This window comes from Acetobacter fallax (assembly GCF_011516735.1).
GTDB lineage: Bacteria > Pseudomonadota > Alphaproteobacteria > Acetobacterales > Acetobacteraceae > Acetobacter > Acetobacter fallax.
The window spans coordinates 62,948-89,702 of the sequence record NZ_WOSX01000013.1; the positions used below are offsets into that span (position 1 = coordinate 62,948).

Consider the following 26,755-nt stretch of genomic DNA (forward strand, 5'->3'; position numbering starts at 1 on the left):
GCGAGATGAGAGGCGCTCCAGTGAAGCATCTTCAAACGCCGTGACCCGTGAAACTGATCTCCCCCCGGAAGTTGTCGCCGTAAGAGAGATTCCTGGCGTATCAACGATCCTTGACGCCGTGTGCCGTACGTCCGGTGTTTCGTTCGCTTCAATCGCTCACGTCACCGAAGCACGCTGGGTTGCCTGTGCCGTTGAGGACCAGGCTGAATTCGGACTGGTCCCGGGAGATTTTCTGCCCGTCAGCCGAACCGTGTGTCGGGATGTCCGGACTTCACGAGAGCCTGTTATCATAGACACTGTGACGGCGCAGTCAGATGACCATCAGCACGAGATTCTGGCCAGCTATGGGATCAGAAGCTATATTTCTGTTCCCATCCTGCTACCCGGCGGTGATTTTTTTGGCACGCTCTGCGGTTTCAGCCGGGATCACTGCAATGTCGGCTCAGAAAAGACCCGCGACCTTTTCCGACTCTTCGCTGAACTGGTTGGTTTCAATCTGCAGTCACTGGGCCGTCTTCGGAAAAGCGAGGCGGCGCTTGAGCAGGAACAGGAACACGGAACGAACCGTGAAAAATTCATCGCGGTCCTTATCCATGAACTGCGGAACCCGCTAACCGCCCTTGAATCTGGTCTGAGACTACTTGAACGTCGTCCCGAACGAATTGGGGAGCTGATCCCGCAGATCCGGCGCGTGGCCGCGCGCATGAACAGTCTCATTCGCACCACTCTTGATGTCACTGAAATCAGATTTGGGTCCGGGCTCATGCTGGAGCGGAGCGATGGCACCACTCTCGCGGAAGCTCTGGAACAGATCATTGAGGAGGCGCGCACGGCTTTCCCCGAAGCGGTCATCAGGTCCGAACTGGACTGCAAAATGCCCGTGCCATGTGATACCGGTCGCATCGCTCAGCTCCTGGCCAATCTTCTTCGCAATGCTATTTCTTATGGCACGCCCGGAACGCCGATCATTGTCAGGGTCAATAGCCGTTCATCCGAACTGGAGATGTCCGTTACCAATGAGGGTGAACCCCTTAGGCCGGAAATCGTGCGGGAGATGTTTAAACCCTTCTGTCGCGGTCGCTCCGGCGGTAAGCAGCACGGGCTCGGGCTCGGCTTATACATCGCCTCTGAAATCGCACATGAGCACGGAGGCAGACTTGACGTTGAAACGGAAGGCAGACTAACGCAATTCCTGTTCCGTATGCCATCACAGGCTCCAGGCCAGGTTCTGAATCCGACCTGATTTTGTCCGGTGTTCCGGAAACAGTGACGGATTACAGCATCTCTTCCGAATGTGCGACATTCACCGCTCTTCTCCGATAATAATGTATGGTCAGGTCATGTGCTCTCCGATGGAGACGTGTCTACTCAGGGCGACGGGCCGGCCAGCGGAGCATCGGTTCCGTACGTTCTCCGGGCAGGCGTCCATCGTTTGTTTCAGTGGGGCCGGGGCTGTCGTTTCGCGATCTGGCAGGCGGCTGATGCCACGGCATGCGGCGAGCCTCCCCGATCTGATCGTGAGTCGGGTGGGTTTCCCTGTCGCGCCCGGCATCGTCCTGTCGGGAAGCGCGAAGTTCAGGCAAAACATTCTGGCGGGGCTCATACGCATCTGACACATGGGGTGCTGGCGAAAAGCCATATGTGACACGTGACGCAGTATCGGCATCTGGTCGTGTGACTTCACCAGATCCCCTGCGCTCTGTTGCTTCGCGATCCGCAACAGAGATCCTTTCTGAACCATCCCGTACTTTTCTGTCGCTCTGGCTGGCTTCCCCGGCAGAGGGAGGGAAAAAGTAACCATTGTTACTATTTTTGGGAGGCGGTGCTGAGGGATCCAGATCTGGCTGTGCGACCGGCGGAGTATCGTTTTTTTGCGCTGTAGCAGGCCGGAACTCCGGTTCAGTAGCTACCGATGCGGGTTTTGCCGGAGGAACCCACTCCTTCTGTATCACCGGGGCAGACTGTTCCGGCCGGCGGCCCGGTTCCTGAGACGCTGAACCCAGCCGCATGGCGATTACCCGGAGCTCAGCCCGGGCATCCGTAAGCTGAAGTTCGACCTCGGCCAGTCGTCCTTTGAGCCCAAACACGGCAAATGGCATGAGCAGAAAAGCCATGCCAAAAGCGGCTGCCGCCACGAGAACAAGCAATTGCGCCCAGAGAGGCAGCCATTCAGGAAGCACTGGTGACATTGTCAGACGAACGCTCCGTAAGGACGCCCTGGCAATCCGCACAAGTGCGAAAGCCAGAGAATACGATCATCGCGCAGTTGCGAAAAATGCACCATAACTGATCACACGAAACAGTGAGAGCCGAAGCTTCACATGCCCAGCGCACGCCGATAAATGTCGAGCAGGGTTTCCTGCTCTTCGACTTCAGCAGGCTCCTGCTTGCGGATACGGATGATCTGACGAATCACCTTCACATCGAACCCGGCGGACTTCGCTTCAGAAAAAATATCCTTGATATCGCCGGCCAGCGCCTTGCGCTCTTCTTCCAGACGCTCGACACGCTCGATAATACTGCGGAGCCGATCGGCTGCGATGCCACCAACTGCGGCATCGTCGCCGTTTGACATCACATCGCTATCCATTCCCGCTCTCCTGATTCAGACGATCCCCGGCGGGGATCAGCTTGAATCGGGGGATTATCCCGTTGGAGCCCTGCGGGTCAATTGAGGAATTTGTCGATCCGTACGCAATGGAACCTCACCGGGGTGGTTCCGTTTTTGAGATGACCGCAAACTCACAGCCCGCTCTTGCCGCATCTTACCCGGATATGCGACGCGTGATGCCGCAGCCGCGAGGCAATGCCTGGTCCCAGGTAATTTCACCCAGAAGGGAAACCGCAGATGGCTGAAAACGCCGGTAAAGCAAGAACTGTGCATGCCGCGACCGACAGCAGGCCGGACGAATCGCAGCCGGCATCGTTTGACTTCGTAATCGTCGGCGCGACTGGCGATCTCACGATGCGCAAGTTACTTCCGGCTTTTTATGAGCGCTTCCGGCTGAAACAGATTGCCGCCGATTCAAAAATCATCGGTGTGGCCCGTTCTGACCTTTCGACCGAAACCTATCGGCAGCGAGCCGAAGCCGCCCTGAAAGAGTTCGCTACCTCAGCGCCTCAGGACGAAAAAGCTGTCAGAGAGTTCCTTGAACTCGTTCATTATGTCTCACTGGACGCCAGTAACACGGCTGCCGACTGGAGTCCGCTTGAAACGCTTCTCGCTACATACGCGGCCCGCGTTCGGGTGTTTTATGTAGCGACAGCGCCGAAACTCTACGTTGCAACGGCTGATGCGATTGCAGATCACAGCCTGATCACGGACGTGACCCGTATTGTGCTGGAAAAACCGATCGGTACCGATCTCGCGTCAGCCAAAGCCATCAACGACGGCGTAGGGCGGCATTTTAACGAGGAACAGATTTTCCGGATTGATCATTATCTCGGTAAGCAGACGGTACAGAATATTCTCGCATTGCGGTTCGCAAACCCGATCCTCGAACGGGTCTGGAATGCTGATTCCATTGCGCATGTCCAGATTACCGCTGCTGAAACAGTCGGTGTCGGCAAGCGCGGTCCTTACTACGACACGGCCGGCGCGCTTCGCGATATGGTACAGAACCATCTGCTGCAGGTGCTCAGCCTCGTGGCCATGGAGCCGCCCACTGCCCTTTCCGCCATGGACCTGCGCGATGAAAAGCTGAAAATTCTGAGAGCTCTGAAGCCCATGGATACAGAGGCCATCGCATGCGACACGGTGCGTGCTCAATATACGGCAGGCGAGATAGACGGCAAAGCCGTTGATGGGTACCTGACGGATCTCGGCGCAGATATGAGCAATACCGAGACTTTCCTCGCTATCCGGGCGGAGGTCCGTACCACCCGATGGGCCGGTGTACCGTTTTATCTGAGGACAGGTAAACGAATGGCACATAAGGAAACCGAAGTTGTCATTGAGTTTCGTCCCCAGCCCTGGGCGATCTTTGTTGATTCTCCCGAACCCAGTCGGCTCGTGCTCCGGATCCAGCCGGATGAGGGAATGTCACTCTCCCTGTCAGGTAAGGATCCTCTTGCTGAAGGTTTCCGTTTGCGTGAAGCCAGTCTGGATGTGTCGTATATAAAGGCGTTCGGAACACGTTACCCGGACTCCTACGAGGATCTGCTGATGGCTGTCGTGAGAGGTGATCAGGTTCTGTTCATTCGTCGCGACGAGGTGCAGGCCTCCTGGTGCTGGATCGAACCCATTCTCAACGGCTGGGCAGAAAATGCCCGCCCGATGGAAACCTATCCCGCCGGAAGCCGAGGGCCCGCCTCGTCCGATAATCTGCTCCGGGATGACGGTTTCGTATGGAAGGAAAAAGCCTGATGGCAACTCCAGGAACACCCGGAGACACTAACGCGCCCCGCCGTTTTAGCAGCGGTCCCTTCAAAGGCCGGACATTGCGGCAGCACGTTATGAGGCGGCTGATCCTCGTTCTGCCGCTCACGGTGCTCATGATTATCCTGGCGAAATCGGGGTTGATGGACAGGCTCGTCGATCAATATACGTTCAAACCAACGAGCTGGTTCGATGATACGGCGCTTGTGCAGCATCTGAGGCTGACTGTTACCCGAAACGGCATGACCGGAGACCGGCCAGACTGCCTGCTCTTCGTCGTTAACGGCAATTCTCCTCCATCCGCGACCATGATCGACGTAATGGAAAAACATTCCGGAACATGCCCTAAGCCTGACCTGTCACTGCCAAAGCTGTTTACGCTCAGAGTCGATCGTCCCGCGCAGCGCGTCGAAACAGATCAGGGCTCGTCCGGTACGTTCCATCCGATCCCCTGACAACGCTTTGGCTCTTGCCGGAAAGGGGCTGTGACGCTAGCAGAGCAGACATGACCGGCTCTTCATCCAGTACCAGCGCGTCCACTGAAGACGGCCCCGCCAATCCGCAACGTCGGGATATTCTCACCCTTGTCACCAGTGCGACGGTGATAGTGGGAGCCTGTGGTGTTGCGTGGCCGTTTCTTGACAGCCTGATCCCGCCAGAAAATGCAGCCGCGCATGCTCCTGTGGATGTCGATCTCTCCGCTCTTGCCCCCGGTCAGCAGATCGTCGTCGTCTGGCGAGCAAATCCGATATTCATTACCCGTCGTACACCGGAATCTCTTGAACGTCTGAAATCACCCGGATTGCAGGCAAAACTGCGCGATCCCGAGTCAAAGATCCTTCAGCAGCCACCTTACGCAGTAAACTGGCATCGTTCACTGGTCCCTGACTACGGACTTCTTGTTGGCGTCTGCACGCATCTCGGCTGTGTCCCGACCTATGGCTCTGGCAATGCTGATCCCGGTCAACGTGGCTATGCCTGCCCGTGCCACGGATCAAAATTCGATCTCGCTGGCCGTGTTTTCGCGGGCGTGCCGGCACCTTACAATCTGCCTGTTCCGCCGCACCGCATGCTTTCGGCAACGCGTGTTCGTATTGGCGAGAGCCCGGCCGGGCAGTCGTTCGACTTTGACAGTATCGTGCAGATCTGAACCTCGTCTTGCGGTCTGGACGGTATCGCCCGGGTGCGGCACATCAGACAGGCCATTATCGGGGCGAAACATGGACCTGTCACGCTGACAACGGCCAACCCACCGGTTAAGGATATTCCCATGCGTAAGACCCTCTTTGCTGCCCTGCTCCTCACACTTGCCAGCTTCTGCACATTGCCTGTGGCAGCGGCTGATATCCCGGCTGGTAAGGAAACGATTTACTCTGCTCCCGCCATTGCGGGAACATGGACATCCATGGGCATGCCGCCGGTTGTCATCGCTGCTAATCGCGCTGCGGGTCCGGCAAGCCGTCTGCTCATACATCTTCCGCAGAATTTGCAGAAAAGCGGTCAGGCTGATTTTGCGCTGAGTCACACCATAGACAACACCTGGGAAGCAAAAGATACCAAAGTGACCGTCACGTTTACTATGACTTCAGAGAATTTTGGTGTTCTGAAAATGGTCGGTGACAAACCTGATCATCATTTTGAACTGCCATTATCGCGCTTCTGAGGTGAACTGCAAAAGAAGCCTGACCGGAATAACTGATGTTGCTGCGGCAGGAGCCGATTTCCAGCAGAGAGTTTAATTCACGCCATTACACTGAACACCAGTTCTGTGATTCAGATAATCGTTGTCGGAGACATTTATTCGGTTTCAATGCAAAGCTATGACTGATTAAATACTAACTTCTGGTGCAATAATTGTCTTCAGACATAAAGATGGTAATGAATTGGAAGAGATGCTCCTCTTTTTTCTTTGCCCTGCCGCAGGATATATAATGCAGGTTATTTAAATCGACAGGGCTGTCCGACTGTTGGAATTTCATCTGTTTGAATAACAAACAATTCAACCGGGTCGTCGCCGACATTTCCGGCGAAATGCCCGATATGTCCCTGAGTATCTCTGCGGCTCATCTGATCTTCGCCGAGTGACACTTCGCCCGGTCCCATAACCACTTTTTTCCCGTCCATTGCTGTAACGTACCATGAACCCTTCAGCGGAATGATCCATTGCACTTTCGGGTCCGGGTGCCAGGACCCGTCCCAGTGTGCTGGCTGAACCGTAAAGATCACCTGAGACTGTCCTTCCCTCAATCGATCCTGCCACTGTGGCCCAGCCGGTTTCGACATCGTCTTGAGATCAAAATTGCGAACAGGACACCGGGTCATATGACTGACGCCTTCATGGTCAGTCCAGTTATGCCAATACCACATTGTCGGACGCGGTAATGGGCTGTCTGCATGAGCGATTCTGGTAAAACCCAGAATACATACAACAGCGAGAAAAAAAGAAATACGCATTACGAAGCCTGCCGTAACGGTGGTTCGTACCGTCTTTCAGGTGAAACAGCGTCAAAACGCCCACGGCTCGGTGTCGCGAGCAACTCGACAATCATGCCCCAGGGAGAGCGACCGTAGCAGAACAGATTGCCGGGACCTTCTTCCAGAAAAGGCTGCTTTTGAGGCTCAGTCAGCAGTGTTCCGCCCGCCCGAATGAAGCGTTTACATCCTTCTTCGATGTCATCGACATAAACTGCAAAATGCTGCAGCCCAAAGTCACAGGGGCGTGATGCCGGACACTGGTCGGGCCCATGCATTTCGAATAACTCAATTCCTGGTCCATATCCGAGCGCCATCATGCACACCTCGCGGACAATCGTTCCGGCTGCGAGGCCAAGAATTGTCTCGGATTCAGGTCCCTTCTGAGCATGATCCGGCGTAACATTGCGGTAAAGTGGAACTGCACCAAAAGCTCGTTCAAGAAAATGAACGGCTTCATTGATGTCTGGAACCGTGACACCGACATGATCGATCCCACGCGGCAGACCTGAGTGGTCTTCCGGAATTTTTGTCGTCAAGGCAGTGCCCTCCCTTTCAGAAGATTTAACACCTCCACATCAGATGAGTTCCTTGCAGGTGAATGGAGCGTACTATTATCCCGTACACAAAAAACGGAAGTGATATGATAAAACGTGGGGGATTAGTGGGAAAAACGACTAAAACTAAAAGCAAATACATTCGATTTTAATGCTACGATGCTGTGCCGATGAGAATTGTAATAGTATCAATTCATCATCGATTTCAATAAAAATGGGTGCTTTATGGTTACTGCCAGTAAGTGAACAAACAGATCTGCGGTTGCAGGAAACACTACCACAGTAAGAACATTCGGGGTTTTATAGGACTGGTTGTAATATCACGTTATCCAGCAGTCGCGTCGGCCCTACGCGGACCGCAAGTGAAGCCAGCGACTTATGCTCTATTCGGCTCAGTTCATGCAGGCTGTCAGGATCAGCAATACTGATATAATCAACCAGAAAATCAGGTTCTCGTGTCAGAATGTCTCTGATTACAGTTTTAAGAACGTCAACATTGCGCTCTCCGGCTTCTACCTGTGTCCTTGCTGCCTGCAGTGCCGCATGAAGAACTGTTGCCCGTGTTCGATCTGCTTCACTCAGATAGCTATTCCTGCTTGAAAGCGCGAGTCCCTCCGAATTTCTGATTATCTCGCCGGTAACAATCTCAATCGGCAGATTCAGATCGGCCACCAGTTGCCGGATGACAGCACATTGCTGTGCGTCTTTCTGTCCGAAATACGCTCGTGCAGGTTGCACAATATTGAATAATTTGCACACAATAGTTGCCACACCAGAAAAATGCCCGGGTCGAACAGCGCCTTCCAGTGGATGAGCAACAGCGCCAACATCAATGCTTGTTGCAAACCTAGGGGGATACATCTCGGCCGGTTCTGGCGTAAAAACAAACGTGACGCCAGCCTCGCGAAGAAGTGCGAGATCATGCTCCATATTGCGCGGATAACGCGAGAAATCCTCGCCAGGACAAAACTGTGTCGGATTTACAAAAATGCTGACTGCGACATTATCGCACTCTGTGACTGCACGTCTGACGAGACTGAGATGACCGTCATGCAGAAATCCCATCGTCGGAACAAATCCCAGTGTTCCAATCCGGGGTCGTGCTGCCCGAACGGCCGATATTGTTGAAAAAACCTGCATGTGCTTCAGTTCCGATTTCCTGCGTCGATCGCATCCAGCGCAGCTTTAAGCTCAGTTTCGTCCATTATCGCACTCTGTGCAGCCGTGGGAAATGCGCCTCTCTGTACATCCTCAACATAAGTGCGCACTGCTTTTTCCATCGCAGTTCCTATTTCGGCATAACGCTTGGCGTGGCGCGGTGTCTTTCTGTCGAATAGCCCCAGCAGATCGTGCCAGACCTGCACCTGTCCGTCGCAGCCTGCGCCGGCACCAATCCCGATCACCGGAATACTGACCCGTTTCGATACAACCTCGGCCAGTGACGCTGGGACGACCTCCAGAGCCAGAGCAAATGTGCCCGCAGCTTCCAGCGCCAGTGCATCCTCCAGCAGTCGGCGTGCTTCCACTGCTCGTTTTGCCTGCACCCGTAATCCGATCTGATGTTGTGACTGCGGCGTCAGACCAAGGTGTCCCATTACTGGCACACCAGATTCTACCAGTCGCCTGATCTGCGGGACAATTGCGCTTCCACCCTCCAGTTTGACTGCCTGTACGCCGCCTTCCTGCATTAGTCGTCTTGCGGAAGTGACAGCATCCTCTACAGTCGCGTAACTCATGAAGGGCAGGTCTCCGACCACGAGTGCCTGCTGACTGACGCGCATGACCGCACTGGAGTGGCGTACCATGTCATCCAGCGTCACAGGTAAGGTAGTGTCATATCCAAGCATCACCATCCCCAGAGAGTCTCCAACCAGAAGCATTGGAACCCCGGCGCGCTCGGCGATCAGCGCGGAGGCACAATCATAAGCCGTCAACATGGCAATGCGCTCACCCTGCTGCTTCATCTTCTGCACGTTTGCAATTGTGTTCCGCACACTCGTCTCCGTCGGTTATTCTGTTTTAAACCGTGGTCGCTGTTGTGACTCACTCAAGTCCGCACGGCAACTCAGCTTCCATGTTTGGGAGGGTTGTCCGGATAAAGTCCGGACTTGTTCCGGGCATGATGCTTAACGTGACCTGTAAAGCTGTCAGAGACTATGGCCGCAGTTAGTTGCGCGCGACTTTCCTGATCCGGATCTGGTTCGTGATATTCCAGCGTAAGCATCTGACTGATTTTCCAGTTAACAGATTCCGCCAGAGCTGCAGACCAAATCGTACATCTCGCGACAACCTGGAGTAATTCCGTGAACAGTAATCGTCCCTCCTCCGGGTTTGAAGGCTCGACTTCTGATATCAATACGATCGCACAGGTATAAATGGTAATTATAAATGAATATCTGCTGAAATTATGGAAGATAGTTATGAAAACCATGTATAAGAAAGGTGCAGGCAGAATTGTAAAGAAAAACCATGGTTAATGACATGTCAGTCAGATAGTAATTTCAAAATATGGAGAGAAAAGACAAAAGTGTACTGCCGTACCACGTCGGCAATCCGGTAAAATATCAGTCTACATCATGGAAACGGAACGCATCCCACACAGGAAAATGTAAGGTAAAAACAGACAACAAAAAAGCAGGCCAAAGCCTGCTTTCTGTTCCCGAGACGAAAAAGTAAGATCTTTCTCGTCAGAACGAAGCATTGATACGTCCGTAGTAGTAACCGCCGGTCATCGGAATTTGAGATGACGCTTCGTCATAAATCTCAGCTCCAAGGTAGTTTGCAATTTCGTTCACACGACGCGGGCGAACATTGAAGATGTTGTTAACACCCACAGCAAGATGCCACGTCTTGTTGAAACGATAACCGACCTCAATATCCGTCAGCCAGTGTGGGGAGTTATTGAACTTGTAGAACTGTTTCAGACTGTACTGAAGAGCTGTGGGCGCCCAGTCCTCATACTGCAGCATGTTCGTGGTCTGGCCATACCGGGTCTGGCGAATATTGAAATCCCAGTTCCGATACGTGTAGTAAGCATTCAGAATAATCTTGCTGCGTGGATAAGCCGTCGTGATGTATCCGATATTTTCAGCATTCAGCAATGGGCCGTTAGCACCGATCCCGTTGTGGTGCAGCCGGGTTCGATTGAGGCTGATCTGCATGCTTAGCAGAAGATTGCCATACTGATGCAGATGAAAAGTGTAATCAGCTTTGATATCCACGCCCTGTGTCCGCGTGCTGGCGCCGTTCGTCAGGGAGTAAGCCTGAATGTTGCTATCGGTATAGGAATTGGCGGGAAGGCTGAAGCCCATGTTCTCAATGGCGGCGATCGCTGCCGCACCTTGAATTTGCGCTCCCTGAACAATGCGGTCACGAATATTGATTTGATAAACGTCGGCCTCGACATGCAACCCGTTTATCGGTTCGACCACGATACCGCCCGATTCGCTGGTTGAACGCTCAGGCTTCAGTCCGCCCTGAGACGCTGCAGACAACATGCCGGACGCACCCGTAGGTGAAACGTTCATCGCGCTGAAGTGTTCTTCAGCCAGTGTCGGAGCGCGGAATCCCGTGCTGATCGTCCCGCGAAGGGCAATCCGTTTCGTGATGTCGTAACGCGTAGAGATCTTGCCGTTCTCGGTATTGCCCACATCGGTGTAATGCTCGAAGCGTCCCGCGAAATCGACTTCCCATTTCTTCGTGAAATGGAAGTCTCCATCCATATACCAGGCCCAGATATCACGATACCACTTGCCTGCATTCTGTGGCGCCAGACCCGCATAACCCTGTGTGCCACCAAGTGCGTAGGATGTCGGATTGCCGGCCCAGATCTGATAGGATTCCATGCGTTGTTCCGCACCGAAAGCCAGCGTCATTGGCACGACATGACCGATATTGAAAGGCCGCCGAAAGTCGATATTATTCGTCCATTGAGCCATGTTGTAGCTCTCTGCCCGAGCCTGCGTCGGGCTCGATCCACATCCTGCGGAAGAGTAATAGCTACTTGATGCGTCCGTCGAACAGGTTGACTGCAGCATGCCGGTGTTAATGGTGTTCTTGTTGCCGACTTTATCGTAATCCGCACCGTAGGTTGAGGATGCGTCCCACTGAAAGCCCATGAAGTTGTCGCCTTTGGCACCAACTGTCGCGGCGTAGTCATTTTCCTCAATCGTCTCAAGCGGGGAGAAACCGTAAGGATAGTAAGATTCAGCGACACCACCACCGACATTCGGCACGCGATAGTTTTCATAAGCTTCAGAATGACGATGAGCATAGGTAATGTTGCCGTAGAACATCACATCGTCATTGAGCGGCTTACCCCAGTCGAGACCGAAGTTCTCGCGCGTCTCTTCCGGGGTGCTCATAATATGGTTGGATGTGCTCGGAATCGACGCCGTCGAACTGGTGTAGCTTGTGGCACTCGCATCGGCTGGCTGGCTGCCGATCAGCCGATGATCGCGAACATTCTTCGGCACGAAATGATCCGTATGATACATCTGGCCATAGACATGGAGGTATCCGTCATCACCCAGTTTGGTGCCACCATCCGCATTGAACTGATACTGCCAGCCATCGCCGTTGTAGGCATTTGCACCCGTCTGGGCGCTTACATTGACGCCGTGATTGGTCTTTTTGGTGATGATGTTGACCACACCGGCAATCGCGTCCGATCCATACATCGCTGCGGCACCGTCTTCCAGCACCTCGATATGATCAATCATGTTCGCGGGCAGCATATTGAGATCAACGCCGGTTGCGCCGAAGTTCGGGCCGGCATCAGCCGTGATGTTGGCCGTGGTGTGACGGCGTTTGCCATCTACCAGGACCAGAACCTGGTTGGATGTCAGACCCCGCATGTGAATTGACGACACCAGAGCCGCCGCATCTGCACCCATCGTCTCTACGTTGATCGACGCATAGGTGCGCGTCAGTGCATCGGCGAGGTTCATCATACCCGAACGCTGCAGAACAGCGGACGAGACAACCGTGACCGGACTGATGCTCTGCCGGGCCTTACGGTTTGTGCTATGTGTTCCCGTTACAATGACCGCCTCATTCGCGTCAGAAGCATAATTCGTGGGTCGTGTATGCGGAGAGGCAGGCGTCGCCGCGTGCTTAGCCGTTGTCGCATTTCGCGAAGACCGGGCCGGCACTCTACTGGCGGGGGTGGATTTATGTGTCCGTGCATGAACGGAGGTCGCCTTCTCCGCAGAAGCGGCCTGCGCCGCAACAGATGCTCCCAGCATGGGAACGGCGAGAATTGTTGCAGTGAAAAGTCTGCGGCGTGACGTCATGATCCGGTGTGGCCCTCATGTGGTCTTTTTGAAACCTGATGAGCCTAACGAATACGGAGCCTGCTCATTACGCAATAGGAAAATTGCGATTGTGTATCGTCTTGCGTGGTGAGTGTTGCTTTTTGGTGACACGGTGATGACGCAGGATGACAGGCTACCCTCAGGGATCTTTTTTGATTCTGAAAGTCCGTGCGAACTCCATGACGCAATGGCATTGCCATGTAAGACGATCAGAAAGCGGGTGCCATTCGTCGTCTGGCCCGTGCTGAACCAACATCAAACATCATGGCCCGCCGTCGTCCGAGATCTCGGTAATGCTCTCGCAGGTCAGCATCCATCGCCATCTGTCGGATTGCTCCGGCCAGATCCGACTTTCGGTCGGGATCAGCCAGAATCCCGGCATCCCCGACCAATGACGGCAGCGCACCACGAGGGGATGCAATAAGCGCCGCCCCGCAGGCCATTGCTTCCAGGGCAGTCAGACCAAACGGCTCCGGCCAGCGACTGGGCACAACCATCATCGCTGCCCGGTTCATCGCCATCATCACAGCTTCATGAGGCTGGTAGCCCGTCATTGTAATCCCCGCCGTCAGGGCGCGCGGACGTAGTGCTGCCAGAAACGGCGTCTCAGGGGAGTCGTCTCCGAAACGATCGGCCCCGATCATCTCCGCCCGCCAGCCTGGCAACTCAGGAAGAACCTCCGCACAGGCTGTAACAAAGGCATCCGCCCCCTTGTCAGCGACAATTCGGCCCGCGAACAGAATCACCGGCTGGCGTTCATCCACCGGCAGAGGGGAGGGGAGGGCAGACAGATCAAGGCAATTCGGAAGAATGAACAGATCCGACGGGCGCAATTTTGTTCCTTCGCAGTAACGGTCACTAACCCAGTCCGAAACACAGACAACCGCAAGTCTCTGTGCCAGTGTCTCCCTCTCGCCTGGTATTCGCACCCGACGCATCCCCTGCGGATCATTGTGTAGCACAAGGCGCATTGGAATCGTTGGAAACCAGGCCCGAAGTGCGATGGCCAGTTCAGGTCGGTTGTGAATTTCAATCATGGAAGGCCGGAGAGAGGCAATCCGTCCTGCAACTGCGGCGGCATAACGCAGCGGCCCGAAACGCAGTCCGAAGGGTGGCCAGAAAACTCCCCTCGGCCAGCGGGTCGTCAGAAGGCCATCATTTCCAGCCGACACGAAACGGACATCAGAAAAGGGAGGTCGCCGTGTCGGCGGGCCAACGACAATTTCACCGGGTTCGGCAAGACGATGCACCAGCAACGCAATGGCTCCCGCCTCTCCTGGCGCAAAACGTTCCCGTGGAGGAAGAACTGTGACCGCTGGCCCGTTTGAATGCTCAGTCAACGGACTCGTATCGTGCCGCAATCCACGCCTTCGGCTCAGTCGCCGCATCTCTGTACCATTCGGCAAGAAGCGGATGAGCCCGAACAGCCTCCGCATATCGTCGTGCCTTTGGGGAAAGCACAATACCATAGCTCAGAAATCTCGATACAACCGGTGCAAACATCGCATCCGCATTACCAAATGTTGCTCCGAACAGATACGGTCCATGCGCCCCGAAGCGGTCCCGTGCCTCAGTCCATAACGCGTCGATCCGGGCAATATCCCGAGCAACGGATTCGGATACGACGCTGGCGAGCGGCCGGTTTTCGCGGCCGAGATTCATCGGCATGGACTGGCGCAGCGCCTGAAATCCCGAATGCATCTCCGCCGAAACTGAACGTGCAAATCCCCGGGCGACAGGGTCTGACGGCCAGAGAGAGGGCTCAATCTCCGCGCAGTATTCGGCAATCGCCAGACTATCCCACACCTGAACACGCCAGTGCTCAAGATAAGGCACTTTCCCGCTGGGTGAGAGCGTCGCAATTCGCGTCGTCGTGTCTTCCTGAGCCAGAGGGACTATTTCTTCGACAACATCCAGCCCCGCCAGCTGCACACAAAGCCAGCCGCGCAGAGACCATGACGAATAGCGTCTGGTTCCGATAACAAGCCGTCCGTCAGCCATTTCTGTCTCCATACAAGGCAATGGCTGTAATTATAACCGGAATTCGTGAAGTTGCCCAATGCCACCCGTGAGGCCGTCGCGCATTCAGGACCATTCATAACAACCGGACCTTCCCTGAAAGTCTAAAAAGGCTCTCGATCCCTTTGGTTTACGTGCTTCGGCGTGATCTTTTACACAGGTAGTGCCGGATCCGACGAAAACCGTTTGGACAGATCATCTTCTGTCCGGTCCAGGCTGATTTCCACAAAAACCAGAAGGCCAGGTTGTAAAGCATCCGGATTGAGGTGGGCCAGATAACCCCGGATTGTGCCTGCTTGCTCCAGACGGCGAATGCGTTCGAGTGTCGCGGCCGGGCTGAGATGAATTGTTCGGGCGAGTTCAACATTCGTCTTTCACATTGCAGAATCTACAGTATTTTTCGATCAGGTTTATCCATAAACATTAAATCCGGCCAGTGAACCGATCTTTCGAAGGTAATTCAGAAACAGATGCTCTATCACAGTGCAATGTTACTCCGTGCGAGTTATCCTGATGACAGCTTTTTTTGATAACCTCCGTAATGCCGTTCCGTCTCGTTCTGCGCTGCGCCATTACTGATCATACCCGTTGTCTGGAGCCGCCTCGCGTCGCAGCACTGATGAAGGAAGCGACTCTCTCGCCGGAAATGGCTGCTCAGGTAAAAGAAACGGCGCGGAATCTCGTTCAGGCTCTTCGTCGTGCGAAGCCCGCCGGGATCGTGCAGAGGCTTGTGCAGGAATATGATCTCTCGACAAAAGAGGGTGTTGCGCTGATGTGCCTCGCAGAAGCCCTTCTGCGGATTCCCGATACTGCCACGCGTGATGCGCTGATCCGCGACAAGCTGTCAGGCAGAAACTGGCAAGGCCATCTCGGCGTCGGATCATCCCTTTTTGTGAACGCCGCCACCTGGGGGCTGACTATTTCTGACAAAATACTTACAGCCCCTGAACGCCGCGGGTTGAATGGTGTGCTTGCGCAACTTCTTTCCCGCTGCGGAGAGCCGGTAATTCGAGGCGGCATAGACCTCGCGATACGGATGATGGGCGAGCAGTTCGTTACTGGCCAGACAATCGAGGAAGCATTGAAGAACAGTCGTTCCTTTAATGCAAAAGGCTTTCGATATTCTTATGATATGCTCGGTGAAGCGGCAACAACCGCAGTGGATGCAAAACGGTATTATCAGGATTACGAGCAGGCTATTCATGCCATTGGAAAGGCTTCGAACGGGCAGGGCGTGTATCGCGGTCCCGGTATTTCCGTAAAGCTATCCGCCCTTCACCCACGCTATTCGCGCTTGCAGCGCGACCGCGTGATGGCGGAACTGCTGCCAGCAGTCATATCGCTGGCAGCTCTGGCCGCACACTATGATATCGGCTTCAACGTCGATGCCGAGGAAGCTGACAGACTGGAGTTATCGCTCGATCTTCTGGAGGCCATGGTATCCAGCCCGCACCTCACGAATTGGGATGGTCTGGGTTTCGTCGTGCAGGCCTATCAGAAACGTGCGCCGTTTGTTCTCGATCTGATCATCGACCTTGCTCGTCGCAACGACCGCCGTCTCATGGTTCGCCTTGTAAAAGGCGCTTACTGGGATACCGAAATCAAGCGCGCGCAGATGGAGGGGATGAGTCAGTTTCCCGTCTTCACCAGAAAGGTCCACACGGACGTTTCTTATATCGCCTGCGCACGCAAGCTCCTTGCCGCGCCGGACGCGGTCTTTCCGCAGTTTGCAACGCATAACGCTCAGACACTTGCCAGTATCTGTGGCATCGCCGGGCAGGATTTCTCTGACACGCGGTACGAATTCCAGTGTCTGCATGGCATGGGTGAGAGCCTGTATAAGGAAGTCGTCGGTCCTGATAAACTCAACCGTCCTGTCCGTGTGTACGCTCCGGTTGGTACGCATGAAACGCTTCTCGCTTACCTTGTCCGGCGTCTGCTGGAAAACGGCGCCAACTCCTCTTTCGTCAACCAGATACAGGATCATGGCGTCACCATTGATGACCTGATTGCTGACCCTGCGCAGGCAGTCTCATCTGAAACCTCTTCTGTCGATATTACGCTGCCGCCGGATCTGTTCCAGCCGCAGCGTGCCAACTCGGCAGGCCTCGATCTCACGGATGAAAACGTCCTGCGCGAGCTCGGTGTCACGCTTCCGACGTTGCCGGTTGATCCTGATTCCGGAGGCGAAACTATTCGTAATCCGGCGGATCTGAGGGATATCGTCGGGCACGTTGCCCTCGCCTCATCCAACCAGGCAGATGCGGCCATCGCCGCCGCTGTCTCGGCTTTCCCCTCCTGGTGTGTGACATTGCCCGCTAAGCGCGCTGAAATATTGTTTCGGGCATCTGATCTGCTTGAGGCGGAAACCCCGCGTCTGATCAGCCTTATTGTGCGTGAAGCTGGAAAATCCCTCGCTAATGCGGTTGGTGAAATCCGCGAAGCCGTCGATTTTCTCCGTTATTACGGCGCGCAGGTGCGTGATGACTTCGACAACACAATCCATAAGCCTCTCGGTCCGGTCGTCTGCATAAGCCCCTGGAATTTTCCTTTGGCGATCTTTGTCGGGCAGATTTCAGCGGCGCTTGCGGCAGGCAATACCGTGCTTGCCAAACCCGCTGAAGAAACGCCGCTGATCGCGCGCGAAGCAGTAAAGCTCCTCCTCGCCGCCGGTATTCCGCCTGCGGTCATTCAGTTCGTCCCCGGTTCGGGAGAAACCGGTGCAAGTCTCGTAGCCGATACCCGTATACGTGGGGTTGTCTTCACCGGTTCGACTGATGTGGCGCGTTCCATTCGCGGGCAGCTTGCTCGCCGTTTGAATCCTGATGACGCGCCTGTGCCCCTGATTGCGGAAACGGGAGGGCAGAACGCGCTTATTGTCGACAGTTCAGCTCTGGCTGAACAGGTGGTCGCCGACGTGCTGGCTTCGGCGTTCGACAGTGCCGGGCAGCGATGCAGCGCGTTACGGCTTCTCTGTCTCCAGGAAGAGTGCGCAGATCATGTGCTGACTATGCTTAAAGGCGCTATGTCAGAGCTGAGAACCGGGCGTCCGGACGGGTTGAATACCGATGTCGGCCCTCTGATCAGCGCGGAAGCACAGGCTGGAATTCTCTACTATATCGAGGCTATGCGTCATCGCGGTCACCGTGTGCATCAGGCGCCGGTATCAGATGAATGTGGGAACGGTTATTTCGTCCCGCCAACATTGATCGAAATTGACAATGTTTTTTCACTTGAGCGGGAGGTTTTCGGTCCCGTGCTCCATGTGCTCCGTTTTGAGCGTGATGCCATGCTACCCGTCATCGACGCAGTGAATGCCACTGGTTATGCTCTCACATTCGGCATCCATACCCGGATCGATGCAATGGCAGCAGAAGCGACCAGTCGGTCTCATGCCGGAAATGTTTATGTTAATAGAAGCCTGATCGGTGCTGTCGTCGGCGTACAACCGTTCGGCGGGCGTGGCCTCTCTGGTACTGGTCCGAAAGCCGGTGGCGCGCTCTATCTGCGTCGCCTGCTCCGGGTTGCTCCTCCACTTAAGGCTGAACTCGTGGGCTCTGTCCCGGTTGCTGCCCGCAGATTCCGGGAGTGGCGCTACGACAGGGCGTTGGGAGGGCTGCCGCATACGGTAACACCTGCTGGTGTTTCTCTCCGGCTTCCCGGTCCCGTGGGTGAGGAAAATATCTACGATATTCTCCCTCGCGGCACCGTGCTGTGTGCTGGCCCGACTATGAATGACCTTCCCGGCCAGATTGATGCGGCACTCGCAACCGGCAATTACGTTGCGGTACCTTCCGTCCTGCTGGCACAACTCGGACATCTGCCTCCTGAACTGGTCGATATCATCATGGAAAGTCGGAGTGGAACGGTTTTTGACGCAGTTCTCATCGCAGGTAATGCTGCGGAGCGTCTGGTCTTTCTGCGACAACTGGCAGAAAGACCCGGGCAAATCATAGGGCTGCATACACCTTCTGCCGATGGACGTTATCGGTTGGAATGCCTTGTCCTGGAGCGGGTCGTCAGTACCAACACGACGGCAGCGGGCGGAAATGTTGCTCTGATGACGCTGTGACAAACGCGGAGACGTTGTTGCAACGTCGTATGGGTGTTTGTCGTGACTGGCTGTGCCGGATGGAGAGGATGCGGTGGATTCCACCAGTTTAGTGGTTTGACCTGAAAGTTTTTATCCAGGTTCCGGAGTGCGGATAAGGTCAAAAAATGCATTGAGGGTGTGTCAACTGTCTTGTATCCGGAATATCACATTCCATCCCTATAATCTTTTCACGGGTCCGTCGTTCATTAACAAAACTATTGCCGCACTCATCCGGTCTTCATATCATTCTTATAATGAATTGCTCTTCCATGCGTATCCGACTGACCATATGACTGTGCGGGCCGGGTTACCGGCAGGCATCCGTCGCTGTGCAGGAGAAGACGGATTTCAGTGCCGCCGGGCTCCGCAAAATTATGATTGTCCCATACAGCAGTTCCCAGAGAGGAAGATCGACGCGTGAGAGAAAAAATAAGGTCCGCTGCTCCGTCTGCCGCGCGCCGGCGTATTATGTCTCTGCACCGTATCCTGTCCTTCTCGGCGCTGACGTTCCCTGGCCTAATTGCATCAGGAATCTCTTCAGCCGCATCGACTGACCGTTCAGAACAAATACCCGCGTCACATCGCGGGCATTCAGTTCACTCTGCCTCCCGGAAGCCGGCCTCCGCCGAAAACCATGCTTCAGATCGGGTATTAGGCAGAAAAGTATCTGATAAATCGCTCCGATCCGGAGCGGATGAAGCCGTCAGTGTCAGTGTCCGGCGGAATGTATCCCGTGGTGCGGATAACATCGTCTCCCGGGCCGTCGCTGAACAGTTCATGCCCGGAACGTCGGTATTAAAGGTGATCGATCGTCTTCCTGGTGTCAGTTTCAGTTCTACTGATCCTATGGGGATTGATCTCTGGGGTGCGAGCATCTACGTGCGCGGCTTTTTTCAGGATCAGCTTGGCGCGACGCTGGATGGTATCCCTCTTAATGATCAGACGTATGAGAGCAATAACGGTCTGAATATAGTGCAGGCAGCTATCCCTGATGATATCGAGCGAACAATTGTCTCTGAAGGTCCGGGGGGTGTTGAGGTTCCTTCGACCTCGACGCTGGGTGGAACAATGCAGTTCGAAACAGGAGACCCTAAAGATAAGCTGGGTGGAAAGGTCTCCCAGAGTTTCGGAAGTTATAGTTCCTGGCGTACCTATGCCCGCATCGACAGCGGGAAGCTCAACAGCACCGGTACTAAATTCATGGTCGCCTATGCACGTAACGATGAAGGACAGTGGAACGGTAACGGGCGGCAGTTCCAGCAGCAGGTTGACGCGAAGCTCGTGCAGCCGATCGGCAATGACAGTGTCATGAAAGCTTTCTTTAACTGGAGTGATCTTCAGGAGTGGGGCTATCCTGATACGTCTCTGGCGATGATCCATACTCTCGGCTGGCGCACGCCGCATCTCTATCCGAATTACGCACTGGCGACCGCCGAAGCGACGGCCGAACAGAATGGCGGTTATTTGTTCCCGGTTTCCGACGGCATTATCGCCAATGGCGACGAGCCGTTTCTTTATGACGCCGGTCAGCACGAAATAGATATGACGGGCGGCCTGAACTTCGATCTTGCTCTGACGGACAGGCTTCGCTGGCGTTCAACCATCTACGGCACGAGCCAGACTGGTTACTACACATATTCTGATTACGCGACGCCATCAGCAGACACAGAGGCATCGTTTTCTGAAGAGGTCTGGCAGACCCGGCAGGAGCGTTATGGTGCGACTACCGGGTTACAGTATAAAATTGCCAATCATACGATCGATAGTGGTGTCTGGTATGAGAATAACAACCAGTCTGCAGGTCTGTTCTGGTATAACGAGCCGACATTAGGGCAGGGTGCGCCACTAAAGACTGTCGGCCCTTACGATACCTACGGTCCGGCCTTCATGCAGGGTTACGGTTTCCAGTGGAATACGAATAATTTTACCTATCATTTGCAGGATACATGGCGTCCCCTGCCAAATCTGCGGGTGACAGCAGGATTTAAATCGATGCTTTCGACGGCATCAGGTGGCGCGAATTATAACAATTCAGACTACACCGGCGTTGATGCCCTGCCGAATGGCAGTCTTACCGCTTCAGACGCTTTCCTTCCGCATGTGGGCGCAAGCTGGAATTTCATGAAACATCATGAGTTTTATTTCGATCTTGCTGAAAATATGCGGACTTATCAGGTTCTTCCCAATGGTGTCGGAAATTCTGCATGGTCCGTTCAGGATCAGGGAGCTTTTAATGATCTGCGGCGTAACCTCTCGCCGGAAAAAGACTGGGTGTATGCCGTCGGGTATCGCTACACAAGCAATCTGATCCAGGCCAGCCTCGCAGGATATCATTCTGATGCACGAAACCGTTTGCAAGCCGCAACAGAAGGTACGATCACAGATCCGATCTCAACCGTAGTCCCGACAACCGTCCATATGAATGGTGTTGATGCTGCTGTCACTCTCACGCCTGTCAAAGGTCTCGCGATCTATAACAGTGTAAGCTACAATCATTCAACATATGGTGGAAATATTGTCACCCCGGATCAGATATACTATACGAAGGGGAAGAAAATCGTCAATTATCCACAGTTTATGTATAAAGCGAACCTATCCTATAGATGGAAAAAGCTTGAGGTGCATTTCGATGTTCATTACTATTCGAAGCGCTACTTCAGTTATGTCAATGATACTTCCGTTCCTGGATACTGGCTTGCCAGCAGCGGGGCGCGTTATGATTTCGGGCAGGTTGGTTTCGCAAAGAACCTTTCTGTACATTTTGATGTCTCAAATCTGTTTAATTCTAAATACGTCTCAATGATGGGGCAGAACGGCAATCCGATGTCTGGTGATTATCAGTCTCTGGAACGGGGTGCCGTGCGTCAGTTCTTTGGAACGGTCAGTGCCGAATTCTGATCCGCACGAGGTCTCGGGTAAAATTCCGGATGCTCTGCTATCGGTGCGCATGTGTCCGATATCGTATTATGAATTGTTAGCCATGTTCGCTGATCTCGCGGTCATAATACAGGCTGGATGGACTGTGTCGCGACAGGACGTGTGATCATGAAAAGGCTCTTTTCATATCAGAATATGTTGGATCATTCTTCAGTTTTATCAGGTAAGGAACGCAGTATCGTGAGCCTGTCGCAGAGGTTTTATTTCGTGACAGTGATGCTGGCCACAGCCTTCATGGTCGGCAGCGTGGCCGATCCGGCGCTTGCTGGTGAACCTGTGCTGCAGGAGGAGGAAAGTGACGTCATCCGTCTTCCTCCAGTCACCTCTCATCGTATCCTGGTGCAGGATGTGGTCGGAGAGCACGCGAAAGATGGTCGCGTGTATGTCGTGGATGCCGATGCCGGTAAGCTCCTGGGCATGGTACAGGCCGCTTATAATGCAAATGTCGTGCAGGATCCGGGCGGGAAGGCATTCTATGTTGCAGAGACGGTCTGGTCTCGGGGGAACCGTGGCGACCGCGCTGATCTTCTGCCTGCGTATGATCCTCAGACCCTGACAATCACCAATGATGAAGTGCTGCCTGGGCGTGCGCTCATCACGCCGAAGAAAAACGATCTTTCAATCAGTAATGATGGGAAAAACATTTATGTTTTTTCCATGGTCCCGACAAGTGCTGTCTACGTCGTCGAGAGCATCAGCCACAAAGTCGCGCAGACAGTCGATGTCCCCGGTTGCTCGCTGACTTATCCCTGGGGTAATTCTGGCTTCACGTCGATCTGCGCGGATGGCGGTCTGGTAAATGTTTCGCTCAGCGGCAACCACGCCACCGCAGAACATACCACGCCCTTCTTTGATCCTGAAAAAGATGCCGTATTCGAGCACAGCCCGACAAGACGCCCGGATGGCCGGACCTGGTTTATTTCTTATAGCGGGCTTGTGTATCCGGCCTCATTATCCGCCAACACAAAAATCGAGGCCGCCTGGTCACTTCAGGAAGCTGCTGGTATGAAACGGGCTCCCGCTGCGGAGGCGCCTTTCGTGAAAACCTGGCGTCCTGGCGGGTGGCAGCTTTCTGCTCTGCACTATGCATCCGGTCATCTGTTCGTTCTGATGCATATGGGGACATTCTGGACTCATAAGCAGGCCGGAACCGAAGTGTGGGAACTGGAAGTCGATACACACAGACTTCTTCGTCGCATCAGGTTGCCACATCCAAGCACGATGGTGGGTGTGACCCAGGATGCCAGACCATTGATGTTTACAACGGATAAGGCCGGAGCGTTCTGCATCTGGGACGCCACCACCGGAAAATTCCTGCGCCAGATCCCTCATCTTGGCGAGGATCTTTATTTCACTGTGGCCCTCGGAGAGTGAGTCTGTTCGTTTCTTTCATGGCGATGGCCGGAATGCTGATACGGAGTGCCACAGGTGCACTTTTCCTCGGAAACGGTTTTGCTCGTGTCTCTGATGTGGCGCAGTCAGCTTCCGGGATCGCCGCCTGGCGCCTGCTGCCTCTCGACGTCGCATTTCCGGCTGCCCGTATTTTGACGGGGGTGGAAATCCTTCTTGGAGGCTGGCTGCTTTCAGGTATGAATCCGCTTGGCGCCGGTATCGTAGCTGCGTTCATGTTTATGTTTTTTGCCGGGGCAATGGCAGTCAACGTTCTGCGGGGTCGTACAGGTCTGGACTGTGGTTGTCTTCCCGGCGCCGATGCTCGTATTTCGTGGTATACTGTTCTGCGTAACATTGTGCTGGCTGTGCTTGTGGCCCTTTCGGGCTTCTGCAACGCTATTACGTCGATCCTGTTGCGTATCGAAGGTGCCTGTCTGGGGATGACACTGCTGCTGCTGGCTCTGGCCGTGATGCATCTCTCTGTCCGCGAAGTTCGCGAGTGATGCTGGCCGTGCTGACAGTCTCAACGGTCTTGCTTACGGTTTGTGTCCTCGCACTCGCTGCCTCTGTCTTTGTGCTGGCGCGACAGATCGGCGTGCTCCATGAAAGGCTCTCACCAATTGGTGTGCAGCCGATCCTGTCAGGCCTCAGATCAGGGCAGGTACTCCCCCGGATCGTTGCCCATTGCCTGGATGGAACTCCTTTTCCAGTGGGCGGCCTTAATCCTTCTGGGCGGTTTACGATTCTGATGTTTGTGTCCGCTGATTGCCCGGTTTGCAAAAGGGCATTTCCAGTAGTTCAGGCTGCGGCAGAGAAGCGGGGTGCTGATCTGGTTCTTGTGGGAGAAGGGAATGTCGAAGCTCTCCTAGTTATGACACAGCAGACCCGCTTGCATGGCACACCGCTTTTGACCAGCATCGAACTTCTTCTTCTGATGCAGATTGACCGCCTGCCCACTCTGATCATTCTCGATCCGCAAGGTGTTATCGTTGCACGGGATCTGGCCGGAACCCGTTCGGAAATCGAAGCTCTGGTTGCCACCTTGCCCCCGGCCACAGAAATGGCCCGAACGGAGGATGCTCTTCATGTCGCAGTCTGACAGGTTCGATCTGATGGGACAGCGTGCAGCAGTTCGCCCGGTCCGGGCCGTAAGCGGCCTTCTGGACCATATGGTGGAATACCTGACACGCCAGATGGCAAGTCACTCTTCCCGGCGCAGCTTCGCGGGTCGGGCTGGTGCCTGGCTGACATTTGGAAGCCTGATTCCGACCCTGCCAGTGAGTCGTGCATTTGCCGCATCTCCCGCTATACAGGCCAGGGGTAAGCCTAAACCACCAACCCCTTTTGCCTCACAGGCACAGACCACCGATCCGACAGCATGCAATTACTGGCGATACTGCGCCATTGATGGATATCTTTGTGCGTCCTGTGGTGGTGGTGTGCATAGCTGCCCTCCAGGAACCAGTCCGTCGCCGACATCCTGGATCGGTACTTGTTTTAACCCTGCCGATGGTCATTCCTATCTCGTGGCCTATCGGGATTGCTGCGGTCAGGACGCATGCAGCCAGCCGCCATGTCTCGGAATGGAGGGGGACCAGCCCAGCTACCGGCCGCAAGCAAATAATGACATCATCTGGTGCTTTGGTACCGGTGCGTTAATCTACAACTGTTCGACATCTGTTATCGTTGGGAATGCTACATGATCAGGAAAGCGTCTTTCCTCCTCGCTGCCCTCGCCGGCACAACGCCGTTTTTTGCAACATCCACCAGCGCAGCCACCGACGGCCTCGCGCTCTACAACGCGAATTGCTCTGTCTGCCATCAAAGCGCCGGTGCCGGTATGCCCGGTCAGTTTCCTGTCCTGAAAGGGAGGGTGGATAAAATTGGTTCGTCTGCGGAAGGAAAGACTTATCTTGCCGATGTGGTGCTGAATGGTCTGCATGGCCCCATAACGGCGGGCGGAACATCGTACGCCGGGTTTATGACGCCCATGAAAGCCCGTTCTGACGATGAACTTGCTGCTATTCTGACCTATCTGTCATCCCTCGGTGATACAAAACCTGCGCCGGTTATCAGTTCTGGCGACATTGCCGCAGCGCGAGCCGCACCAAAGAAAAATCAGGAGATCCTTGCAGAGCGGAACGCCCTGAATGCTACTCATCCTATTCCGTAAAGAGCGAAAAGGGACATCAGCTACTCTCCTGCATATTATGCGGGTAGCAATTATGATGATGGTCGGAACGGTCTCGCCGTCTCCGGCCGCAACACTGGACCGCGCGACAACGAATTATCTGACGCATTGTGGTGGCTGTCACGGCATTGAAGGTATCTCTGGTCGCACTTTTGTTCCCGAACTTCGTAACCACGTCGGTGTGTTCGCCTGTTCAGAAGAAGGGCGTCATTATCTTGCCCGCGTTCCCGGCGTCTCAATGTCATTGATCCGGAACGATCAGGAACTCGCGGATGTGCTGAATCTGGTTCTGTTCCGAATGGGGGGAGAAAGCACCCCGCTTGGAACAAAGCCATACTCAGTACAGGAAATTCACGAACTGCGCCGCCAGCCGGTTGCGACGACAGATATCATGACACTTCGCATAGCAGTAATTCAGCGTGCGCGTGCGCTCTGCCTTAAATCCACAGAAAAGAATGTTTCAGGAGGCTAAAGCGTGCGGGTGAGCGGCAAGAAAGGACTGGATAGACTCATATCCGGTTTCGGTGACGGTCAGCAGGCTTTCCAAGTGCTCACGATTGTTAACCAGGCCGCGTGCTTCGACATCTCCGCTCTGCTTCAGAAGCACGGCAAACGGCACACGATCAACTGCGAGCATGCGTCCTGTCTCTGTATTATTGATCAGATGACCACTATCAATATCCAATGTTCTGACAAGCTTTTGTTCGCCTTCTGCAGTGTCATCAGTTACAAAGATAAGACTGATATTTTCCCGATCACAAAAACTACGTGTGACGGGTATCATTTTTTTTGAAACAGGACACGTCCCGGATATAAACAGCAGTAGCTGGCGTTGCCCATCAGGACGGATACCGCCGATGGTACAGCAGGAGCCGTCCGATGCGATAAAAGTATGCCTTTCCAGATGACTGACAGAAGGTTGAGCCGGAGTAAGTGCTCCAAGAGGCGCAACATGCCGATAAAACTCGCGAATGCGCCAAAGTAACAGCAGCATCGTCATTGCTACCGTTACCAAAAGCAACCAGAGTGTTCCCTGCGCGACAATCAGTTCCGTCATGGTTGGCCCGTCTTTCCTTTTGCCCGATTATCACAATTCGGACTATCGCAAATTCATGGCTAGCGGTCGATGATATTTCATTCGACCGACAAAAGCAGATTTTATGTCCCACGAATTACAGTTTTATGTGAATGGTTAGGTTCAGGATCTATTAATTTGTTGAAATGATGCGGAAGTGGTAATTCACAGGTCTTCGTAGAAAGACGAACCTGTGAGTGAGTTATTTTTGCTGTCTGAGTGTCTGACCGAAAATGAGTTGAGTGATTTCAGCGGGTTATGATTCATGGGTTTGCGATAACCTGATGAGATCAAGATGGCCTGGACTGAAATCACCCGAGCGCAGT

General features: G+C 54.2%; 23 protein-coding genes and 1 pseudogene. 13 read left to right on the forward strand and 11 right to left on the reverse strand.

The window, feature by feature from the left end; genetic code table 11:
- Positions 1 to 40: 40 nt before the first annotated feature.
- Entirely contained in the window at positions 41 to 1,243 is a 1,203-nt protein-coding gene (locus GOB85_RS08690) for an ATP-binding protein (protein WP_173577139.1), read from the forward strand.
- A gap of 121 nt (positions 1,244 to 1,364) precedes the next feature.
- Here the strand turns inward: GOB85_RS08690 and GOB85_RS08695 are convergent, their stop codons facing one another.
- On the reverse strand, positions 1,365 to 2,189 hold the full coding sequence (locus GOB85_RS08695) for a hypothetical protein (RefSeq protein ID WP_173577138.1): 825 nt from the start codon (positions 2,187 to 2,189) through the stop codon (positions 1,365 to 1,367).
- Between the two features lie 128 nt (positions 2,190 to 2,317).
- On the reverse strand, positions 2,318 to 2,590 hold the full coding sequence (locus GOB85_RS08700; protein ID WP_173577137.1) for a DUF2312 domain-containing protein: 273 nt from the start codon (positions 2,588 to 2,590) through the stop codon (positions 2,318 to 2,320).
- A gap of 258 nt (positions 2,591 to 2,848) precedes the next feature.
- Between GOB85_RS08700 and zwf the strand changes: the two genes are divergently transcribed.
- From zwf to GOB85_RS08720, 4 genes are all read left to right on the forward strand, one after another.
- Positions 2,849 to 4,366, forward strand: coding sequence for a glucose-6-phosphate dehydrogenase (gene zwf / locus GOB85_RS08705; protein ID WP_173577136.1), 1,518 nt, complete (start codon positions 2,849 to 2,851; stop codon positions 4,364 to 4,366).
- Positions 4,366 to 4,833: a hypothetical protein gene (locus GOB85_RS08710; protein WP_173577135.1), complete on the forward strand. Its 468-nt coding sequence runs from the start codon at positions 4,366 to 4,368 to the stop codon at positions 4,831 to 4,833. Before zwf ends, GOB85_RS08710 begins: the two co-directional genes overlap by 1 nt.
- 50 nt (positions 4,834 to 4,883) lie before the next feature.
- On the forward strand, positions 4,884 to 5,528 hold the full coding sequence (gene petA, locus GOB85_RS08715) for a ubiquinol-cytochrome c reductase iron-sulfur subunit (protein ID WP_173577134.1): 645 nt from the start codon (positions 4,884 to 4,886) through the stop codon (positions 5,526 to 5,528).
- 120 nt (positions 5,529 to 5,648) lie between these two features.
- A complete protein-coding gene (locus tag GOB85_RS08720) occupies positions 5,649 to 6,041 on the forward strand; it encodes a hypothetical protein (RefSeq protein WP_173577133.1) in 393 nt (130 codons plus the stop codon).
- 275 nt (positions 6,042 to 6,316) lie between these two features.
- On the opposite strand, the gene GOB85_RS08725 is transcribed toward GOB85_RS08720, so the two are convergent.
- The 8 genes and pseudogenes from GOB85_RS08725 to GOB85_RS08760 form a co-directional block, all read right to left on the reverse strand.
- A complete protein-coding gene (locus GOB85_RS08725; RefSeq protein ID WP_173577132.1) occupies positions 6,317 to 6,832 on the reverse strand; it encodes a cupin domain-containing protein in 516 nt (171 codons plus the stop codon).
- Entirely contained in the window at positions 6,832 to 7,389 is a 558-nt protein-coding gene (locus GOB85_RS08730; RefSeq protein WP_242011388.1) for a VOC family protein, read from the reverse strand. The genes GOB85_RS08725 and GOB85_RS08730 overlap by 1 nt, the downstream gene beginning before the upstream one ends.
- Before the next feature lie 318 nt (positions 7,390 to 7,707).
- Complete coding sequence (gene panC, locus GOB85_RS08735) at positions 7,708 to 8,547, reverse strand: pantoate--beta-alanine ligase (RefSeq protein WP_173577131.1); 840 nt, start codon at positions 8,545 to 8,547, stop codon at positions 7,708 to 7,710.
- A gap of 5 nt (positions 8,548 to 8,552) precedes the next feature.
- Entirely contained in the window at positions 8,553 to 9,401 is an 849-nt protein-coding gene (gene panB, locus GOB85_RS08740) for a 3-methyl-2-oxobutanoate hydroxymethyltransferase (protein ID WP_173577130.1), read from the reverse strand.
- A gap of 693 nt (positions 9,402 to 10,094) precedes the next feature.
- Positions 10,095 to 12,701 (reverse strand): TonB-dependent receptor plug domain-containing protein, encoded by a 2,607-nt coding sequence (locus GOB85_RS08745; protein ID WP_173577129.1) that lies wholly within the window; start codon positions 12,699 to 12,701, stop codon positions 10,095 to 10,097.
- Between the two features lie 230 nt (positions 12,702 to 12,931).
- Complete coding sequence (locus tag GOB85_RS08750; RefSeq protein ID WP_242011389.1) at positions 12,932 to 14,062, reverse strand: glycosyltransferase family 4 protein; 1,131 nt, start codon at positions 14,060 to 14,062, stop codon at positions 12,932 to 12,934.
- On the reverse strand, positions 14,055 to 14,723 hold the full coding sequence (locus GOB85_RS08755) for a glutathione S-transferase family protein (RefSeq protein ID WP_173577127.1): 669 nt from the start codon (positions 14,721 to 14,723) through the stop codon (positions 14,055 to 14,057). Before GOB85_RS08755 ends, GOB85_RS08750 begins: the two co-directional genes overlap by 8 nt.
- Positions 14,724 to 14,893: 170 nt before the next feature.
- A pseudogene (locus GOB85_RS08760) lies at positions 14,894 to 15,100 on the reverse strand (winged helix-turn-helix transcriptional regulator); the annotation flags it as partial.
- Positions 15,101 to 15,282: 182 nt separating this feature from the next.
- Between GOB85_RS08760 and putA the strand changes: the two are divergent.
- The 8 genes from putA (at position 15,283) to GOB85_RS08800 (ending at position 25,826) form a co-directional block, all read left to right on the forward strand.
- Positions 15,283 to 18,813, forward strand: a complete 3,531-nt coding sequence (gene putA / locus GOB85_RS08765; protein WP_173577182.1) for a bifunctional proline dehydrogenase/L-glutamate gamma-semialdehyde dehydrogenase PutA — start codon at positions 15,283 to 15,285, stop codon at positions 18,811 to 18,813.
- A 489-nt stretch (positions 18,814 to 19,302) separates the two neighbouring features.
- Positions 19,303 to 21,732 (forward strand): TonB-dependent receptor, encoded by a 2,430-nt coding sequence (locus GOB85_RS08770; protein WP_173577126.1) that lies wholly within the window; start codon positions 19,303 to 19,305, stop codon positions 21,730 to 21,732.
- 219 nt (positions 21,733 to 21,951) lie between these two features.
- A complete protein-coding gene (locus tag GOB85_RS08775; protein ID WP_338421683.1) occupies positions 21,952 to 23,145 on the forward strand; it encodes an amine dehydrogenase large subunit in 1,194 nt (397 codons plus the stop codon).
- Positions 23,142 to 23,666, forward strand: a complete 525-nt coding sequence (locus GOB85_RS08780) for a MauE/DoxX family redox-associated membrane protein (protein ID WP_338421682.1) — start codon at positions 23,142 to 23,144, stop codon at positions 23,664 to 23,666. Before GOB85_RS08775 ends, GOB85_RS08780 begins: the two co-directional genes overlap by 4 nt.
- A gap of 368 nt (positions 23,667 to 24,034) precedes the next feature.
- The gene (locus GOB85_RS19265; protein WP_242011391.1) at positions 24,035 to 24,262 is read left to right on the forward strand and encodes a hypothetical protein; all 228 of its coding nucleotides are present in this window, start codon (positions 24,035 to 24,037) and stop codon (positions 24,260 to 24,262) included.
- A 13-nt stretch (positions 24,263 to 24,275) separates the two neighbouring features.
- Complete coding sequence (locus GOB85_RS08790) at positions 24,276 to 24,866, forward strand: methylamine dehydrogenase light chain (protein WP_173577180.1); 591 nt, start codon at positions 24,276 to 24,278, stop codon at positions 24,864 to 24,866.
- The gene (locus GOB85_RS08795) at positions 24,863 to 25,336 is read left to right on the forward strand and encodes a c-type cytochrome (RefSeq protein WP_173577123.1); all 474 of its coding nucleotides are present in this window, start codon (positions 24,863 to 24,865) and stop codon (positions 25,334 to 25,336) included. Before GOB85_RS08790 ends, GOB85_RS08795 begins: the two co-directional genes overlap by 4 nt.
- Positions 25,314 to 25,826, forward strand: a complete 513-nt coding sequence (locus GOB85_RS08800) for a c-type cytochrome (protein ID WP_242011392.1) — start codon at positions 25,314 to 25,316, stop codon at positions 25,824 to 25,826. The genes GOB85_RS08795 and GOB85_RS08800 overlap by 23 nt, the downstream gene beginning before the upstream one ends.
- On the opposite strand, the gene GOB85_RS08805 is transcribed toward GOB85_RS08800, so the two are convergent.
- On the reverse strand, positions 25,815 to 26,411 hold the full coding sequence (locus GOB85_RS08805; RefSeq protein WP_173577122.1) for a thioredoxin domain-containing protein: 597 nt from the start codon (positions 26,409 to 26,411) through the stop codon (positions 25,815 to 25,817). The genes GOB85_RS08800 and GOB85_RS08805 overlap by 12 nt on opposite strands.
- Between the last annotated feature and the right edge of the window lie 344 nt (positions 26,412 to 26,755).